Raw genomic sequence first — 17747 nt, 5'->3', positions numbered from 1 at the left:
CTACGTGAGAACGCCGCGAGGCCGGCGGCGGGAGGCCGCGCCGCGACGAGGCCCGCCGCCGCGATCGTGACCGCTGCCAGGGCGAGACCGGCGCGCATCAGCGGGCCGCCGCCCGGCGGCCCCCGGAGTCGGCGCTTCGGGCGCGGATATCCTGCGACAGCGCGCATGAGCGGGCGCGCTGCCTGCACAGGCCGCCCTGCACGCTGCTCACCCCGCCCACTCCCGTCGAGAGCTGGTGGAGGAGGCCGCGCAGCCGGGTGCTGCCGATCGCCACCATGGTCCGGTTGGCCGAGCCGTTGCCCACGCGTACGGCAGAGCGGTTCCCGTTGCCGTCTCCGGCCACCGCCGCCTGCGCGTTCACCGGTGCGAGGGCCAGTACGGCGGCGAGCGCGGCCACGACCGGCGCGGGCCGTCGCGGCAGGCGGTCAGGGGATCGCGTGAGGGCGTGGATGATCGGCATCGACGTGCCTCTACCCCGCCGGCGGGCCCGCGTCCCGGCCCCGGCGGAAACCGGGCCGGATCCTTGCCCGCGACTTGACCGGCCGCCCCTCGCGCGAAGGGGCGGCCGGTCGCCGGTCATCGGCTGGTCACCTCGTACGTCCGCAGGTAGTCGAACGTGGCCGTGGCGCCCGCCGTGTTCATCGAGACCAGGCCGATCCGCACCGGCCCGGTGCGTGGGAGCGACCAGCTGCCGCCCCAGATCCAGTGGGTGCCGTCGGTGCTCGACGCCATCCGGACGTCGTGCTCGCCGTTCTCCTCGTCGTAGTGGTAGAGCAGCCGCAGCCAGGTGGTCCGCGCGGCCGGGCCGCCGAACATCGGCCCGTTGGCGACCGCGGTGGGCGGGGTGGTGCCCGGGCGCGGGCCCTCCTTGCCGAACTCGGTCTGGTGCAGCACCGCGCCGTTGCCCAGGTTGAGGGGCAGGACCGTGTGCGTCAGCTTGAGCCACCGGTCGTCGTTCTCGTACAGCAGCAGGCCGGCCTGCTGGTTGCCGCGCGTGCCGTCGAAGGTGAGCTTCGTCTCCACGGCGAAGTCACCCTGCGGCGCGTCGCGCAGCAGGATCGACGCGGTGTTGTTGCCCTGGAACAGCTCGGCGTTCTGGGTCGGCCAGACCAGGGAGCCGTTCGACAGGGTGGCCGACGGGTTGCGGACCCGCGCCCAGCCGGTGGGCGTGCCCGTGCCGTCGAACTCGTCGGAGTACGCCGTGAGCCGGCTGCCCAGGACGGGGTCGGGCACCCGCTCGGTCACCGGCGTGTACAGCGGAGCCGCGCCCACGTTGTCGGCGTCGGCGGCGCCGCGTGTGGTCACGCCGATGGCGCCGGAGGTGGGCGCGCCGTCGGGCAGCGTCGTGGCGACCGTCGCCAGCGGGTCCCCGAGCCGGTCGGCCGACACCGTCACGACCAGCGCGTTACCGCGCCGCTCGGCGGACACGTTGTGCCAGGAGCCGTAGTCGAACGAGGCCGGCAACGGGCTGGAGGCCGTCGTGGTCTTCCCGTTCGCCTTGGTCGTCACCACGAGCGCGCCCTGCTCGCGGTCGAGCCACGCGGTGATGTTCCTCGCGCCGTTCTCGCGGGTAACGACGAGCCCGGCGGCGGTGCCGCCCTCGCCCAGCCGCAGGTCGGCCTCCACCCGCACGTCGCCGTGGACGGCCTCGTCGCTGAGCTCGCTGGTCGAGCCCTTGCCGGTGAGGTAGCCGAGCGAGTCGGGGTCGGAGGCGGGCTTCCACGGCCCCTTCCACCCGTCCGTACCGGAGTTGAACGTGCTGCCCACACTCCACGTGGTGACCGGCGCCGGCTGCTCGCCCGTGGACGGCCCGGCCCCGGCCCGGACGACCGGCCAGCCGTCGATCCAGTCGAGCCGGTCGATCATCAGCGGTCTGCGGGCCAGGTTGCCGATCGTCGTGCCCCAGGTCGTCGTGACCGGCCCGAACTCGGGGGCCGACGACGGGATCGCGTGGTAGACGAGCCAGTCCTGGCCGCTGAGGTCGGTCTGGATGGCGTTGTGGCCCGGGCCCACCCAGCCGTTGCCGTTGGCCGCGAGGACGATGCCGTCCTTGCTGGTCGGCTCCATGAGGTCGACGCCGGTCGGGGTGGTGAACGGCCCGAACGGGTTGTCGGAGCGGCCGACCTTGACGGTGTAGCCGCTGAACGCGCCGTCGCAGCATCCGGCGTCGGAGTAGAAGAGGTAGTACCAGTCGTCGCGGCGGACGACGAAGGCGCCCTCCATGCGGCGCCCGCGGGCGATCTGCCTGACCTCGCCGGTGACCTCGGTCGCGTCGGCGTTCATCGTCGCGACGCAGATCGTGTCGTAGCTGCCCCAGTAGAGGTAGTTGTCGCCGGTCACGTCGGTGTAGACGGCCTGGTCGATGTTGTTGGTCGGGCAGCCGCTGCCGCCCGCCGGGACGATCCGGCCGCGGTCGGTCCACGGCCCGGTCGGGTGCGGGCTGGTCGCGAGCCCTACACCGCTCGTGGAGAGCGAGTACGTCAGGTGGTAGGTCCCGTCGACGTACCGGATGTCCGGCGCCCAGGGACGGGCGCCGTTCGGCCACCACGAGGGGTGGTTCTCCCCGGTGTAGACGTCCCCGGCGTACGTCCAGTGGACCATGTCGGCCGACTTGAGCGTCGGCAGGATGTGCTCGTTCTTCCCGTCGATCGGGTTCGTGGTGCCGTACGCGTACCAGAGGCCGTCCTTGCCCCGGATCATCGCGGGGTCGGGGAAGGTCTGCACGGCGTCGCCGCTGACCGGGTTGGAGTAGGTGGCGGGGGTGGAGGAGGTGGGGCCGGTCGCCGGCACTGCTGCCGCGTGTGCGGGCGGCGACGTGACCACGGTGGACGCGAGGAGTAAGGCTCCGATCACCAGTTGTCTCACGGCGAGCACCGTAGACAGGCCGAATTCTTCCGTCGAGACGCCGTCGAAATCATGCGTCCCAACTGTCACAGGAGGCGCCGGCGGATGCGGCAGGATGCCTGAGAGCTTGTCGGGGGGTGTCCATGCTGGTCAGAGGTTTCATCAGGATCCCGGACGAATCTACCGATTCTTTTTGCCGGATGGTTGACGTAAAAAACAGACGAACCTTAGGTTGCCAGCGTGTCAACGACCCCCAACGGCGTGCACGCACTCGTGCGCCGCTCCCATGAGGAGCGGGTGCTGCGCGTGCTCCGCCAGAACGGCGCGCAGAGCCGTAACGAGATCGCGGCCCGGGTCGGTCTGTCACGCACCACGGTCAGCGAGATCACCAGTGATCTGCTCGGCCGGGGCGCCATCCGCGTCGTCGACACCGATGCTGTGGAGCGCGTGGGCAGCGGCCGGCCGGCCGAGCGGCTCGCGCTGGACCCGGCCTCCGGGCAGTACATGGGCGTCGACTTCGGTCATCGCCGGGTGAACGTCCTGGTGGCCGACGCCGCGCACGAGATCATCGCGTCCGGGACCGCGCGTTACGAGGAGTCGGCGCAGTGGCCCGAGCGCCTCGACGCCGGGCTCGCCCTGATCGACCGGCTGAGCGCGGAGACCGGCGTCCACTACGGCGCGCTGCAGGCGATCGGCATCGGCGTGCCGGGGTGGGGCGACCGATCCCGGGCCGACGGCGTCGCGGAGGTGTTCGCCCAGCGCTTCCACGCCGCGGTGACCGTCGACAACAACGTGCGCTTCGCCGGGCTGGCCGAGGCGCTGCACGCCCAGTCCGACTCCGTACGCGATCTCATCTACCTGCGCCTGTCCGACGGGGTCGGCGGCGGGCTGGTGGTGGGCGGCCAGCTGGTGCGCGGCTCGCGGGGCTTCGCGGGCGAGCTCGGCCACGTGACCGCCGTGGTCGGCGGCGCGCAGTGCCGCTGCGGCAAGCGCGGCTGCGTGGAGACCGTCGCGTCGGCGCCGGCGATCCTCGCGCGGTGCCGGGAGCTCGGCGTGCCCGTGGACACGCTGGACGACCTTAAGGCCGCGGTGGACATCGCCCACCCGGTCGTCGACCAGGTGCTCCGCGAGGCCGGCACGGCGGTCGGCCGGGTGCTCGGCACGGCGGTCATGACCCTCAACCCGGACGAGATCGTGCTCGGCGGCGAGATCATCCAGATCGCTCCGGCCCTGCTGCGGCAGGTCGTGGACACGGTCACCTACGAGCTGTCGTGGTGGACCGACGCGGCGCCCGTGATCCGCCCCGCCCTGCTGTCGGACGACGGCGGCGCGCGCGGGGCCATCGCGGCCCTGTTCCACGAGTCCCCCCTGCTCGCCGGATACGAAGCGAACGTCACGACGGACGGAGGCCGATAGTGGCCGTGACCACCGCGGGCGCCACGAGGGACGGCAACGCCCCCGCCCGGCCGCGCAAGAACAGGACCTTCCTGGTCCTCAACATCATCTCGATCGTGGCCGGGATCGCGATCTGGTGGGGGCTGTCCCTGGCGGGACTCCAGTTCCCCACTCCGGGCGAGGTCGTCTCGGCCGCCTGGAAGATGATCGGGGACGGCACGCTCGCCACCGACGTGGGCGCCTCGCTCGGGCGCGTGCTGGCCGGGTTCGCCCTCGGCTCGATCGCGGCGGTGATCGTCGGGTTCGTCATGGGGTGGTACACCGTGGCCCGCGGCCTGTTCGAGCCGTGGATCCAGTTCTTCCGCACGATCCCGCCGCTGGCGATGCTGCCCCTGGTGCTCGTCCTGATGGGCATCGGGGAGAGTCCGAAGATCTTCGTCATCTTCCTGGCGGCGTTCCTGTCCTGCGTCATCTCGACCTACCAGGGCGTGGTGAACGTGGACAGGACGCTGATCAACGCCGCGCGGGTGCTCGGCGCGGGCGACGGGACCATCTTCGGCCGCGTCGTGGTTCCGGCCTCCACGCCGTTCATCCTCGTGGGCATGCGGGTCGGGCTCGGCTCGGCCTGGGGCACGCTGGTGGCCGCGGAGCTCCTGGCCGCGCAGGCCGGGCTCGGTCACCGCATGCAGAGCGCGCAGCTCTACTACGACCTTCCGACGATCTTCGTCGGCATCATCGCGATCGGGGTCCTCGGCCTGATCATGGACCGGCTGCTCATGATCGCCGGCAACAAGCTGACGGCCTGGCAGGAGAACCGATGAGCACTCCCAAGATCTCCGTACGCGACGTCGAGAAGGTCTTCCCCGTCGGCAAGGAGCCGTTCGTCGCGCTCGGCGGCGTCTCGCTGGACATCGCCGACAACGAGTTCGTGACCGTCGTCGGCCCCTCCGGCTGCGGCAAGAGCACGCTGCTCAACATCCTCGCCGGGCTGGAGCAGCCCACCGGCGGCACCGCGCTGGTGGACGGCAGGCCGGTCACCGGCCCCGGCCCCGAGCGCGGCGTCATCTTCCAGCAGTACGCGTTGTTCCCGTGGCTGACCGTCCGGGAGAACGTCGAGTTCGGCATGCGCACCGCGAAGGTCCCCAAGCAGGAGCGGCGGGAGCGCGCCGAGCACTTCATCCGCCTGGTCGGGCTGGAGCAGTTCGCCGACGCGCTGCCCAAGACGCTGTCGGGCGGCATGAAGCAGCGCTGCGCGATCGCCCGGGCGTACGCGGTGAACCCGTCGATCCTGCTCATGGACGAGCCCTTCGGCGCCCTGGACGCGCTGACCCGGGTGCGTCTGCAGGAGCAGCTCCTGGAGACCTGGAGCAAGGAGCGGCGGACGGTCATGTTCATCACCCATGACGTCGACGAGGCGGTGTTCCTCGCCAACCGGGTGGTCGTCATGGCCGCCCGGCCGGGCCGGATCGCCGAGGTCATCGAGGTCGACCTCCCCTATCCGCGGGACGAGGACATGCGGCTGAGCCCCGAGTTCGGGGCGCTGCGCAACCGCGTCTGGCATGCGGTGTACCACCAGCGGCAGATCAAGGAGCCCGCGCAATGAAGAAGACATTCCTGGCCGCCGCGGCGGTCGTCGTGGCGCTGTCGGCGGCCGCCTGCGGGTCGGACGACTCCGGCGGCTCGAGCGCCTCGGGCGGCGGCACGACGCACGTGGACTTCGGCTACATCGCCGACTTCAACGGCGCGAGCCTGCTCGCCGTCGCCGACAAGCAGGGCCTGTGGAAGAAGCACGGCCTCGACGCCAAGGTCAGCGTGTTCACCAACGGCCCGCTGCAGATCCAGGCGCTGGGCACCGGCGACCTCGACTTCGGCTACATCGGCCCCGGCGCCATGTGGCTGCCCGCCTCCGGCAAGGCCAAGGTCATCGCGCTGAACACGCTCGGCAACGCCGACCGCGTCATCGCCCAGGCCGGCATCACGTCCCTGGCGGGCCTGAAGGGCAAGACGATCGGCGTGCCCGAGGGCACCTCCGGCGACATGATCCTCACGCTCGCGCTGAAGAAGGCCGGGCTGACCAAGGACGACGTGAAGATCGTCCCGATGGACGCGTCCACGATCGTGTCGGCGTTCACCTCCAAGCAGATCGACGCGGCCGGCTTCTGGTACCCGGCCATCTCGACGATCAAGAAGACCGTCCCCGACCTGGTCGAGCTGGCCAAGAACGAGGACTTCGCCGACACGGTGTCGTTCCCGACCGCGTTCGTCGGCGGCAACGACGTCGTCGCGGGCGAGAAGGACAAGACCGAGAAGGTCATCGGGGTGCTGCGCGACGCCATCCAGTACCGCAGCGAGCACCTCGACGAGACCGTGGCCGCGACCGCCGAGATGCTGAAGCTCCCGGCCGACCAGGTCAAGGCCGACGCCGCCAACTCCAAGGTGCTGTCGCTCGCCGACCTGGACGGCTACAGCAAGGACGGCACCATCGAGAAGTGGCTGAGCGGGATGGGCGACTACTTCGTCGGCGCGGGCAAGCTGCCCTCGGCCGTCGACCCGAAGACGTACTACACCGGCGACCTGTTCACGGGCGCGGCCAAGTGAACATTCTGTTCCTGATGACCGACCAGCACCGGGCCGACACCCTGGGCGCGTACGGCAACCGCCTCGCGGCCACCCCGGTGCTGGACGAGCTGGCCCGGACCGGGACCAGGTTCGACCGCTGGTACACCCCCACCGCGATCTGCACGCCGGCCCGGGCGAGCCTGCTCACCGGGCAGGCGCCGTTCCGGCACAAGCTGCTCGCCAACCACGAGAGGAACGTCGGCTACATCGAGGACCTGCCGGACGGCCAGTGGTCGTTCTCGGAGGCCCTGCGCGGCGCGGGATACAACTGCGGGCTCATCGGCAAGTGGCACGTCGGCCACCACCGGCGGGCGGCCGACTTCGGGTTCGACGGGCCGGACCTGCCGGGGTGGCACAACCCCGTGGACCACCCCGACTACCTGGACTATCTCAAGGCCAACGACCTGCCGCCGTACGAGATCCACGACCGCATCCGCGGGACGTTGCCGAACGGCGGGCCGGGCAACCTGCTCGCCGCGCGGCTGCGCCAGCCGGTCGAGGCGACGTTCGAGCACTACCTCGCCACCCGGGCGATCGAGATGCTGGAGCGGTACGCCGCCGACCCGAAGCCGTTCTTCCTGCAGCTCAACTTCTTCGGCCCGCACCTGCCGTACATCGTGCCGGACGAGTACTTCGACATGTTCGACCCCGAGCTGGTCGAGCTGCCCAAGTCGATCGCCGAGACCTTCGCCGGCAAGCCGCCGGTGCAGGCCAACTACAGCGCGCACTGGACGTTCGACACCATGCCGCTGGAGGTGACGCGCAAGCTCATCGCGGTCTACTGGGGCTACGTCGCGCTCATCGACATGGAGATCGGCCGGGTCATGGACGCCATGCGGCGCCTCGGCCTGAACGACGACACGGCGGTGTTCTTCACCTGCGACCACGGCGAGTTCACCGGCGCCCACCGGCTGCACGACAAGGGCCCGGCGATGTACGAGGACATCTACCGCACGCCCGGCCTGCTGCGGATCCCCGGCCAGGAGCCCGGGGTCGTCCGCACCGAGTTCGTCAGCCTGCTGGACTGCACGGCGACGATCCTGGACCTGGCCGGGATCGAGTCCGCCCCGGCGGTCGACTCGCGCAGCCTGGTGCCGCTCGCCTCCACCCATGAGGTGCCGTGGGAGCAGGACATCGTCTGCGAGTTCCACGGGCACCACTTCCCGTACCCGCAGCGGATGATCCGGACCGACCGCTACAAGCTGGTCGTCAATCCCGACTCGACCAATGAGCTGTACGACCTGTTCACCGACCCGGACGAGCTGCTCAACGTCTACAACCATCCCGAGATGGCGGAGGTGCGCGGGCGGCTCATGCGGCGGCTCTACCAGGTGCTGCGCGACCGGGGCGACAACTTCTACCACTGGATGACCTCGATGTACGACGTCGGCGAGGTGTCGTACGACCCCACCCTGAGCGGGCTGGACGAGGCGACCTACCGATGAGCCGGCGGCCGAACATCGTCATGATCCTGACCGACGACCACGCGTCGCACGCGGTCGGCGCGTACGGCTCGGTCGTCAACCGGACGCCGCGGATCGACGAGATCGCGGACCTCGGCGTCCGGTTCGACAACTGCTTCGCGACGAACGCGCTGTGCTCCCCGAGCCGGGCCAGCATCCTGACCGGCACGTATTCGCATGTCAACGGCGTGTCGACGCTGGTCACGCCGATCGACGCGTCCCAGCCGACGTTCGTGAGCCAGCTGAAGGCCGCCGGGTATCGCACCGCGATCGTCGGCAAGTGGCACATGGGGGACGGCCCTGGGCACAACCCCCAGGGGTTCGACTACTGGGACGTGCTGATCGAGCAGGGGGAGTACTTCGACCCCTCGTTCCTGTCGGAGGAGGGCCTGCGGACCGTCCCCGGCTACGCCACCGATCTCATCACGGACATGGCGCTGAGCTGGGCGGACTCGCTCGACGGCGACGATCCGTACTGCCTGCTGATCTACCACAAGGCGCCGCACCGCCCGTGGGAGCCCGACGACAGGCACGCGGGGATGTACACCGACCCCATCCCTGTCCCGTCCACGTTCGGCGACGACTACGCGACGCGCTCGTCGTCGGCCCGGCGGGCGGCCATGCGGATCGCCGAGCACCTGAACGCCGAGGACCTCAAGCAGGACCCGCCCGAGGGGCTGTCGTACGAGGAACTGGCGCTGTGGAAGTACCAGCGCTACATGGAGGACTACCTGGCCGTCGTCGCGTCGGTCGACGACAACGTCGGCCGGGTGGTCGACTGGCTGCGCGAGCGCGGCGACTTCGACGACACGCTGCTGATGTACTGCTCCGACCAGGGCTTCTTCCTCGGCGACCACGGGTGGTTCGACAAGCGGTTCATGTACGAGGAGTCGCTGCGGATGCCGCTCGTGCTGAGCTATCCGCGGCGCATCCCGGCCGGCCAGGCGCACACCGGGATCGTCACCAACGTCGACTTCGCGCAGACCGTGCTGGACGCGGCCGGGGTGGCGCACCACCCCCGGATGCAGGGCCGCAGCTTCCTCGCCGACCTGACCGGCGAGCCCGGCCCGCCGCCGGCGGAGGGCATGTACTACCGCTACTGGGAGCACGACGACGTCTTCCACAAGGCGCCGGCCCACTACGGCTACCGGACCGATCGCTACAAGATCATTTACTTCTACAACGACGGCATGGGCATCCCCGGCACGGGCGCGTTCACCTATCCCGGCGAATGGGAGCTGTACGACCTGAAGACGGACCCGGAGGAGCTGCGCAACGTCTACGACGACCCGGCCTACCGCGAGATCCGCGAGGAGATGAAGGTCCGCATGTGGCACGCCCAGGCGGCGGTCGGCGACGAGCCGCATCCCGGCCAGCCGGTGCCGAAGGGAGTCTGATCATGTCGGGGAGCTGCTGCACGCCCGCCACGCCGGGACAGCCGCTGGAGCCCGTCCGCTTCACGGCGCACGGGCTCCACGGGATCGAGCAGGTGCGCCTGCCCGGCGGCGAGTTCCGCATGGGGGACGCGACCGGCGACGGCAACCCCGGCGACGGCGAGGGGCCCGTGCACGCGGTCACCGTGGCGCCGTTCTCGATCGACGCCACGACCGTGACGGTCGCGGACTTCGCGGCCTTCGCGGAGGCGACGGGCTACCGCACGGAGGCGGAGGAGTACGGCTTCTCCGCCGTCTTCCACCTGGCGATGCGCGCCCAGCCGGACGACGTGATGGGCCCCGCGCCCGGCACGCCCTGGTGGGCAGGCGTGCGCGGCGCCGACTGGCGGCACCCCGCCGGCCGGCTGTCGCAGGCCGAGCCCGACCACCCGGTGGTCCACGTGAGCTGGAACGACGCGATGGCGTACTGCTCCTGGGCGGGCAGACGGCTGCCGACCGAGGCCGAGTGGGAGTACGCCTCCCGGGGCGGCCTCGACGGCGCCCGCTACCCGTGGGGAGACGACCTGCACGGTGACATTTCCGGCGACGAGTGGCGGGTCAACATCTGGCAGGGCGTGTTCCCCACGGAGAACACCCTGGACGACGGTCATCTGACGACCGCCCCGGTGCGGACGTACGAGCCCAACGCGTACGGGCTGTGGCAGACGGTCGGCAACGTCTGGGAGTGGTGCGCGGACTGGTACGCCCCCGACTACTACGTCTACTCGCCCTCGCAAGACCCGCGCGGCCCGTCGCGCGGCGCCACGCGGGTGCTGCGCGGCGGCTCGTTCCTGTGCCACGACTCCTACTGCAACCGCTACCGCAACTCGGCGCGCTCGTCGAACACCCCCGACTCCTCCATGGCCAACGCCGGCTTCCGCACCGTGGCCCTATAGGCCCGCGTGATAGGCCCGTGTGATAGGCCCGTGTGATAGGCCCGCGTGCGTCACGCTGCGCCGAACCGGGTGGCGCCGTGCAGCCAGGACACCTTGTCGTACAGGTCGTCCACCGAGAGGGAGGACAGCATCGCGTTCCTGGCCCGCGCCTGCGCGCCGGCGGGGTGGTAGAGCCGCGTGCCCATCTCACGGGAGACGAACTGCGTCTTCGCCGTACGCTGGCGCCGCTCCGCGTTGTACTTCTCCAGCCGTTGCGGGAAGTCGTCGCCGGGGCAGTCGAGCAGATCGCCGAGGAGCACCGCGTCCTCCAGCGCCATGCACGCCCCCTGCGCGGCGTATTGCAGCATCGGATGGGCCGCGTCCCCCAGCAGGGCGACCCTGCCGTCGACCCAGCGGTCCACGGGGTCGCGATCGCACAGGACCCACGACTTCCAGTCCGAGCCCAGCTCGAGAAGCCGCCTCGCGGTGGGGGCCAGGCCGGAGAATTCCGTCCGCACCCGTTCGGTCTCGACCGGGACGCCGGCGACGGCCTCCGCGGCGCCGTCGTCCCTGGTGGCGGCGAGGTTGAGGTACCTCCCGCTGCCGATCGGATAGTGGACGAAGTGCCACTTCGGCCCGGCCCACAGCGTCACCGCGTGCCAGCGCAGATTCTCGGGGACCCGCTCCATCGGGACGACCGACCGGTAGATGGTGTGCCCCGACACCCGGGGCTCCCCGTCGCCGACGAGCCTGCCCCGCACTGTCGACCTGATGCCGTCCGCGCCGATCAGCGCGTCGCCGCGCAGCCGCTCCCCGCTGTCCAGGATCGCGGTCACCGAGGCGGCGTCCTGCTCGTACGACCGCACCGAGCTGCCGGGACGCAGTTCGACGCGGTCGTGCGCGCGGCAGGCGTCGACCAGCGGCTGGTACAGGTCGGCCCGGTGGACCACCGCGTACGGGTTGCCGAAGCGGCGGCGGTAGGCCTCGCCCAACGGCATGGCGGCGACCCGCTCGCCGGTCGTCCCGTCCATGAAGCGGAGCTCGTCGACGTACACCGCGAGAGCGCGCACCGCCTCGCCGACACCCAGGCGGTCGAGAGCGTGAAACGCGTTCGGCGCGAGCTGGATGCCTGCTCCCAGTTCCGTGAAGGTGTCCCGGCGTTCGAGGACCGTGACGTGGTGTCCCCGGCGGGCGATGCTCACGGCGGCGGCGAGGCCGCCGATGCCGCCGCCTGTGACAAGTACCGTTGCCATGACGTTCCCCTCTCCCACACGACGCTGGTGGCCCTGTCGGTACGGCCCTTCCGCGGGCCGAGGTCAGGAGGTGACGCCGCCGTCGGCCACGAGGTCCTGGCCGACGACGAAGCCGGACTCGTCCGAAGCCAGCCACAGCACGGCCGCGACGACCTCGTCCTTCTTCCCGACCCTGCCGAGCGGCACGGTGGTGGCCAGCCGCGCGGCGCGGTCCGCCTCGGTCTCCCCCGGCCGCAGCGACATCGAGGTGTCGGTGGCGCCGGGGCTGACGGCGTTGATCCGCACGCCGTCCTTGATGTGGTCCAGCGCGGCGACCCGGGTCAGCGTGCTCACCGCGGCCTTCGTGGCGGCGTACGCGGCCATGCCGGGCCGGCGTCCGTGGTAGCCGATGTTGGAGGCCGTGTTGACGATGACGCCGCCACCGTGCTCGCGCATGTAACGGATCTCGTACTGCAGCGACAGCATGATCCCGGTCAGGTTGACCGCGACGGCCTGGTCCCACACGTCGAGGCCGATGTCCGCGACGGGCGCGGGCCTGGGGAAGACCCCCGCGTTGTTGTGCGCGACGTGCAGGCCGCCGTGCCGCTCGACGGCCGTCTCGACCATCTGGGCGACGTCCTCGGGCTGGGAGACGTCGGCGGTCACGGCGCTGGCCTTGCCGCCCTCGTCGGCGATGAGGCGCACCGTCTCGTCGAGCGCCTCCTGCCGGCGTCCCGCGACCACCACGACGGCGCCCTCGCGGGCGAAGGCCATGGCGCTGGCCCGGCCGATGCCGGATCCGGCCCCGGTCACCAGGGCGACCTTGCCGGCGAATCGTGCGGTCATCTCTCGAACTCCTTGATCTTTTCGTGCTGTTGCGGATGATGCTCCTGCGTTTCCCGGGCTGTCCTCCCGGGACCTCCTCCGGAGGTGTCCTGCGGGGACGTCCTCACGACGGCCGGCCGGGGCGGAGCAGCAGCGCGGCGACCGGCGCCGCGACCGCGAACAGGGCCGCCGCGACGGCCAGCCCGAACCCGAACCCGCCGGCCAGGGCCGCCGCCTGCCCGGCTCCCTCGGCCGTGAGGGCGGACGTGCGCGCGGACGCCAGCGTGACCAGCACGGCGAGGCCCAGCGTGGGCCCGGCCTCCAGCGCGGTGTTCACCACCGCCCCGGCCAGTCCGGCCTGACGCGCGGGCACGCCGGCGGTCGCCGAGACGGTCGCGCCGGCGAAGACGCAGGCGACCCCGGCGGGGAACAGCAGCAGCCCGGCGGACACGACGCCCAGGTATCCGGTGTCCTCTCCCATCCGGCCGAGCAGCGCGAGGCCGGCCGCCGCGACGAGCAGGCCGCCCGCCGTCACCGCCCGGGACCCAAAGCGCTGCACCAGCCTGCCCGCCGACAGGCCCGTGGCGACCAGCACGACGCCGAACGGGAGGAACGCCAGCGAGGCGCCGATCGCGGACATGCCGCTCACCTGCTGGAAGTACAGCGAGAGCATGAAGAAGATGGTGGTGATCCCCGCGGCCCCGAGGAACACCGCCACCAGCGCCACCGCCGTGCGCGGCGAGGACACGAACGACAGCGGCAGGAGCGGCTGCGCCGTACGGGACTCGGTCCGGACGAACAGCACCAGGAGGAGCACCCCGGCGGCCAGGCAGGCCGACGTGACCGGGGACGTCCACCCCTGCTGCGGGGCCTCGACGAGCCCGTAGCCGAGCACGGAGATCCCCGCCGTCGCGAGGACCGCGCCGAGGACGTCCAGGCGGGACCTCTCCGGCGCGGGTCCCGGAGGGACCACGCGGGGCGCCGCGACGACGGCCGTGATCGCCACCACGACCGGCGCCGCGAACGCCCAGCGCCAGGAGTCCCAGGACGCCACCACTCCGGACAGAAGGATGCCGGTGGTGCCGCCGAACCCCGCCAGGCCGCCCCACAGGGCGAGGGCCCGCGAATACCGGACGGGGTCGGGGAAGACGGAGCCGACCAGCGCCATCGCCGCGGGCACGGCGAGGGCGGCGCCGGCCCCCTGGACGAACCGCGCGGCGAGGAGCATCCACATCCCCGTCGCGAGCCCCGCGGCCGCCGACCCGGCGCCGAAGACCGCGGTGCCGGTGACGAAGGCGCGACGCCGGCCGTACATGTCCGACAGGCGTCCGCCGAGGAGCAGCAGCCCGCTGAAGGACATGCCGTACGCGGCGGTCACGAGCGCGAGCTCCCCGCGGCTCAGCCCGAACTCGCGCTGGAGCTGGGGGAGCGCGACGGACAGCACGCTCATCGCCAGGATCAGGGTGAACTGGACGGAGGCGAGGATGGTGAACGCCGCGGCGGGGCGGGAGGGCGGCGTGTCCCGCGCCGCGACCTCGGTGACGGCCGTCTCGGGCGTGACGTCCGGCTGCACGGGTCGATTCCCCTTTCTGATCCCCTCGGTGAGGGGCGTTTACGGGAGCCTGATCGACTGCGAGTGACGGAATACGTTCAGCGGGTCGTACGCGGCCTTGACCTGCTGGAGGCGAGGGTAGTTGTCCTTGTAGTAGAGCGTGTGCCACGGCACGCCGGACCTGTTCTGCCCGGGATCGGTGATGTCGACGTCCGGGTAGTTGATGTAGCAGCCGTCGGTCGCCTCGTTCGGCACCGGATAGCCGCCGGTGGCCGCGAAGACCTCGCCGTACACGTCGCGGGTCCAGCCGATGTTCTCCGCGTCCTTGCCCGGGTCCGACCAGAAGCTCTGGAACAGGCCCTTGAAGATGGAGTTCCGCTGCGCGGCCGCGGTGTCCCCCGCACCGACGGTGTTGATCTTCCCGCCGTAGGAGAGCAGCACGACCATCGAGGACGGGTTCTGGTGGTCGGTGCGGGTGAGGTGGCGGTACATCGCGCCGATCTGCGTGTCGGTGAAGTTCTTACGCAGGTAGGCGGACTTGTGCGCGCCCCGCAACGTGGGGTTGGTCAGCGTGGGGTTGCTGGTCCCGAGGAACCGCACCGAGGTGAGCCACGGCAGCCGCGTGGGGGTGAAGAAGTCGGGCATGGGCCCGTGCTCCCCGACCGGGCCGGTCACCGGCCGCGCCTCGATGCCCACGGCCGAGATGATCTCGTGGAGGTAGTCGTCCAGCAGCTTCGCCGCGTTCGGCACCGTGGCGTCGATCTGGGTGAGCAGGCCGACGCTGCCGTTCGCCCGGTGGTTCATCATCAGGAAGCTGCACAGGGCGGCGTACGGCGACCCGGCTCCGCCGTTGCGCTCGTGCCAGCCGCCGAACGCCTTGACGAGGCCGGTGAACCCCTGCGGGTCGAGCTCGCTCCACGGCAGGGAGATCGCGCTCACCAGGACCTCCTTCGGCGGCCGGATCAGCAGGCCCGAGGGGTCGCCGCCGGTGGCGCCGGGGGAGCGGAACCAGTACCGGGTGATCACGCCGAAGTTGCCGCCCCCGCCGCCGGTGTGGGCCCACCACAGGTCACGGTTCGGGTCGCCGGGCTCACGGGTGGCGACCACGCTCCTGGCTCTGCCGTTGCGGTCGACCACCACGACCTCGACGGCGTAGAGGTGGTCGACGGTCAGGCCGTGCCGGCGAGAGAGCATGCCGTATCCGCCGCCGCTGATGTGGCCGCCGACCCCCACCGAGTAGCACATGCCGCCGGGGATGGTCACGCCCCAGCCCTTGTACAGGGTCTCGTACGTCTCGAGGAGGACGGCGCCCGCCTCCACCGCGAAGGCCCTGCGGCTCTCGTCGTAGTACACGGCGTTCATCGCGCTCATGTCGATGACGACCTGGACGTCGGGGTTGAAGACGAAGTCCGCGTAGCAGTGGCCGCCGCCGCGCACGGAGACGCGCTTGCCCCGGCTCACCGCCTCCTGGACGGCGCGCACGACCTGCTCGGTCGTGCCGACGATGCGCACCGACTCGGGACGCCCCACCCACCGGGCGTTGTTGCCGACGACGAGGTCGCCGTACCGGGGGTCCCCGGGCAGGACGGTCACGGGCCCGAAGGCGCCGTCGCGGCCGGCCGAACCGGCCGCGATGGCGCGGGCCGGGGCCGCCGTGTCCAGAGCGGCGGCGCCGGCCAGCGCCGCGGCGCCGGCGAGAACACTTCGTCTATTGATCGCGCTCATGCGTCTTCCCTCAAGGTTCGGGGGTGTGGAAAGGGAATTCGTTACGCGGTCACTCGCACCAGATGAGACCGAGCCCGAGGCTTTCCGACATCTCCCGCGTCCGGGCCACGGACCAGCGGTCGCCGACGAGCGCCCTGTCGTCGACGGGGTATCCGGCGTTCATGAAGAAGCGCTCGAATCCACCGGGGAGAGTGATCACAAAGAACTGCGCGCTGTCGCTTTCCACCTGGTACGAATGCGGAATTCCGCGTGGCAGGAAGAGCACGCCACTTCCGTCGACGACCTCGCTGCGGTCACCGGCGGAGACCGTCAGGGTCCCGCCGGTGATCACGAACAGCTCGTCTTCGAGGGTGTGGATGTGGCGAGGCGCGCGTTCTCCCCGGACCGCCCTGAAGTGGGTCACTCCGACGGCGCCGCGGGTGTCCTCCGCGGTCAGCTTGGTGGTCACCAAGGACCCCCGGCCCCACAGGCGTGCGTGGCCGTCGTGCTCCCGGAGGATCGCCGGCAGCGGCCCGGCTTCGGCGCCGGGGAGAGCGGGGGCCTGGCCGTGCGGTCGAATCGTCACGCTCCACTCCATTCCGGTTCGACTGCGCGCGTTTCTGCCACCAGGACCCTCGCATGAGGGAACGAACAGCGGCAATGCGCGCGTCACTACTTCGTCATGTCGGCAGAATCGGATATACGGGGATTGAAAGGAATTAATTTCCTTATCGGTGATACTTCTCGTAAATCACCCCGCGACCCGCGAGGGCCGCGATGTCGTACAGGCCTTCCACGGTCGCCTCGACCGTGAAACTCGAACGCTGCGTGGGCGGGTAACCGATCAGCTCGGCGGCACGGGCCGGCAGGGGCGCCGCCGCGGCCTCCGCCGACTCCCACACCAGCACCGCGCCCCAGCGTCCGGTCTCCTCGTCGGAGACCCACAACTTGAGACGCAGCCCCGGCATGGCCGAGAACGTCTTCGTCGCCTCGTCCCGCAGGTACGCCCGCAGCGACTCGACGGTCTGCGTGGAGTCCTTCAGGTCCCACCACACCACCACCACGTGCACGGCGTCACCCCTTCAGGCCGTCGCCGAGCAGCGAGGCGAGCATGTCACTCAGGATGCGCGGGCCGTGCTCGGTGAGCACCGACTCCGCGTGGAACTGCAGGGACCGGAACCGCGGCCCGCGCAGGGCGTGGACCTCGCCGCTCGCCGCGTCCCGGCACACCTCGATCACCCCACGCGCATACGGGTGCTCCAGCTTGTCGTCCTCGCAGTACGCCGCGTAGGTGTTGTAGAAGCCCACCCGCATCCGGCGGCCGAACAGGTCGATCTCCTTCTGCACCCCCTGGTTCGGCTTCTCCCTGCGGGCCAGCCGCAGGCCGAGCAGCATGCTGAGCACCTGGTGGCTCAGGCAGACCGCGAGGAAGGGCCGTTCCTCGTCGAGCAGCCGCCGTACGGCGCCGCGCAGATGAGAGATCTTCGGGTGGCCGAGGTCACGCGGATCGCCGGGCCCGGGGCCCATCACCACCAGGTCGTGCCCGTCGAAGTCGTACGGCTCGTCGAAACGGCGCACCGTCACCGACAGCCCGAGGGCCCGCAGCTGCTGCTCGATCATGGCGGTGAAGGTGTCCTCGGCGTCCACGATCAGGACGTCGCGCCCCTCCAGCTCCGCCACCCGGTAGTCGCGGCCGCCGTCCCGGCCGAGCCAGAAGCCGGCGATCGTCTCGTTGCGCCGTTCCAGCGCCTCGCGGACCCGTGGGTCGCCGCGCAGGCCGCCGGCCGCCCGCGACTCCAGCGCGG

Annotated in this window: 16 protein-coding genes; 7 read left to right on the top strand and 9 right to left on the bottom strand. The window is 71.2% G+C overall.

From position 1 onward, the window contains the following. Positions 1 to 97: 97 nt before the first annotated feature. Positions 98 to 460: a hypothetical protein gene (locus AB0J39_RS29205; RefSeq protein ID WP_363470353.1), complete on the bottom strand. Its 363-nt coding sequence runs from the start codon at positions 458 to 460 to the stop codon at positions 98 to 100. Positions 461 to 576: 116 nt separating this feature from the next. After that, positions 577 to 2865 (bottom strand): family 43 glycosylhydrolase, encoded by a 2289-nt coding sequence (locus AB0J39_RS29200; protein ID WP_363470351.1) that lies wholly within the window; start codon positions 2863 to 2865, stop codon positions 577 to 579. A gap of 219 nt (positions 2866 to 3084) precedes the next feature. On the opposite strand from AB0J39_RS29200, the gene AB0J39_RS29195 reads away from it, so the two are divergent. From AB0J39_RS29195 to AB0J39_RS29165, 7 genes are read left to right on the top strand one after another with little or no spacing between them, the layout of a single operon-like run. After that, positions 3085 to 4260 carry an ROK family transcriptional regulator gene (locus AB0J39_RS29195; protein ID WP_363470348.1) on the top strand — a complete coding sequence of 392 codons (1176 nt, stop codon included), beginning with the start codon at positions 3085 to 3087 and terminating at the stop codon, positions 4258 to 4260. Next, complete coding sequence (locus AB0J39_RS29190) at positions 4260 to 5060, top strand: ABC transporter permease (RefSeq protein ID WP_363470346.1); 801 nt, start codon at positions 4260 to 4262, stop codon at positions 5058 to 5060. Before AB0J39_RS29195 ends, AB0J39_RS29190 begins: the two co-directional genes overlap by 1 nt. After that, positions 5057 to 5842, top strand: coding sequence for an ABC transporter ATP-binding protein (locus AB0J39_RS29185; protein WP_363470343.1), 786 nt, complete (start codon positions 5057 to 5059; stop codon positions 5840 to 5842). Before AB0J39_RS29190 ends, AB0J39_RS29185 begins: the two co-directional genes overlap by 4 nt. Next, positions 5839 to 6837 (top strand): aliphatic sulfonate ABC transporter substrate-binding protein, encoded by a 999-nt coding sequence (locus AB0J39_RS29180; RefSeq protein ID WP_363470340.1) that lies wholly within the window; start codon positions 5839 to 5841, stop codon positions 6835 to 6837. Before AB0J39_RS29185 ends, AB0J39_RS29180 begins: the two co-directional genes overlap by 4 nt. Continuing rightward, positions 6834 to 8303 (top strand): sulfatase-like hydrolase/transferase, encoded by a 1470-nt coding sequence (locus tag AB0J39_RS29175; protein ID WP_363470337.1) that lies wholly within the window; start codon positions 6834 to 6836, stop codon positions 8301 to 8303. The genes AB0J39_RS29180 and AB0J39_RS29175 overlap by 4 nt, the downstream gene beginning before the upstream one ends. Further along, positions 8300 to 9718: a sulfatase gene (locus tag AB0J39_RS29170; RefSeq protein WP_363470334.1), complete on the top strand. Its 1419-nt coding sequence runs from the start codon at positions 8300 to 8302 to the stop codon at positions 9716 to 9718. Before AB0J39_RS29175 ends, AB0J39_RS29170 begins: the two co-directional genes overlap by 4 nt. Positions 9719 to 9720: 2 nt before the next feature. Beyond that, a complete protein-coding gene (locus AB0J39_RS29165; RefSeq protein WP_363470331.1) occupies positions 9721 to 10650 on the top strand; it encodes a formylglycine-generating enzyme family protein in 930 nt (309 codons plus the stop codon). Positions 10651 to 10700: 50 nt separating this feature from the next. On the opposite strand, the gene AB0J39_RS29160 is transcribed toward AB0J39_RS29165, so the two are convergent. From AB0J39_RS29160 to AB0J39_RS29130, 7 genes are all read right to left on the bottom strand, one after another. Continuing rightward, the gene (locus AB0J39_RS29160; RefSeq protein WP_363470328.1) at positions 10701 to 11882 is read right to left on the bottom strand and encodes a 3-hydroxybenzoate 6-monooxygenase; all 1182 of its coding nucleotides are present in this window, start codon (positions 11880 to 11882) and stop codon (positions 10701 to 10703) included. A 63-nt stretch (positions 11883 to 11945) separates the two neighbouring features. Then, a complete protein-coding gene (locus AB0J39_RS29155) occupies positions 11946 to 12707 on the bottom strand; it encodes a glucose 1-dehydrogenase (protein ID WP_363470325.1) in 762 nt (253 codons plus the stop codon). Between the two features lie 103 nt (positions 12708 to 12810). Continuing rightward, a complete protein-coding gene (locus tag AB0J39_RS29150) occupies positions 12811 to 14259 on the bottom strand; it encodes an MFS transporter (protein ID WP_363470323.1) in 1449 nt (482 codons plus the stop codon). 39 nt (positions 14260 to 14298) lie between these two features. Next, the gene (locus AB0J39_RS29145) at positions 14299 to 15963 is read right to left on the bottom strand and encodes an FAD-binding oxidoreductase (RefSeq protein WP_363470320.1); all 1665 of its coding nucleotides are present in this window, start codon (positions 15961 to 15963) and stop codon (positions 14299 to 14301) included. Positions 15964 to 16012: 49 nt separating this feature from the next. Then, complete coding sequence (locus AB0J39_RS29140; protein ID WP_363470318.1) at positions 16013 to 16528, bottom strand: cupin domain-containing protein; 516 nt, start codon at positions 16526 to 16528, stop codon at positions 16013 to 16015. Between the two features lie 142 nt (positions 16529 to 16670). Beyond that, positions 16671 to 17012 carry a hypothetical protein gene (locus AB0J39_RS29135; RefSeq protein WP_363470316.1) on the bottom strand — a complete coding sequence of 114 codons (342 nt, stop codon included), beginning with the start codon at positions 17010 to 17012 and terminating at the stop codon, positions 16671 to 16673. 4 nt (positions 17013 to 17016) lie between these two features. Beyond that, positions 17017 to 17747: aminodeoxychorismate/anthranilate synthase component II (locus AB0J39_RS29130; RefSeq protein WP_363470313.1), on the bottom strand; the 731-nt coding region annotated here is incomplete at its 5' end.

It is taken from the genome of Microbispora sp. NPDC049633 (genome assembly GCF_040675265.1).
GTDB lineage: Bacteria > Actinomycetota > Actinomycetes > Streptosporangiales > Streptosporangiaceae > Microbispora > Microbispora maris.
This window is presented reverse-complemented; position numbering and strand designations above follow the sequence as displayed.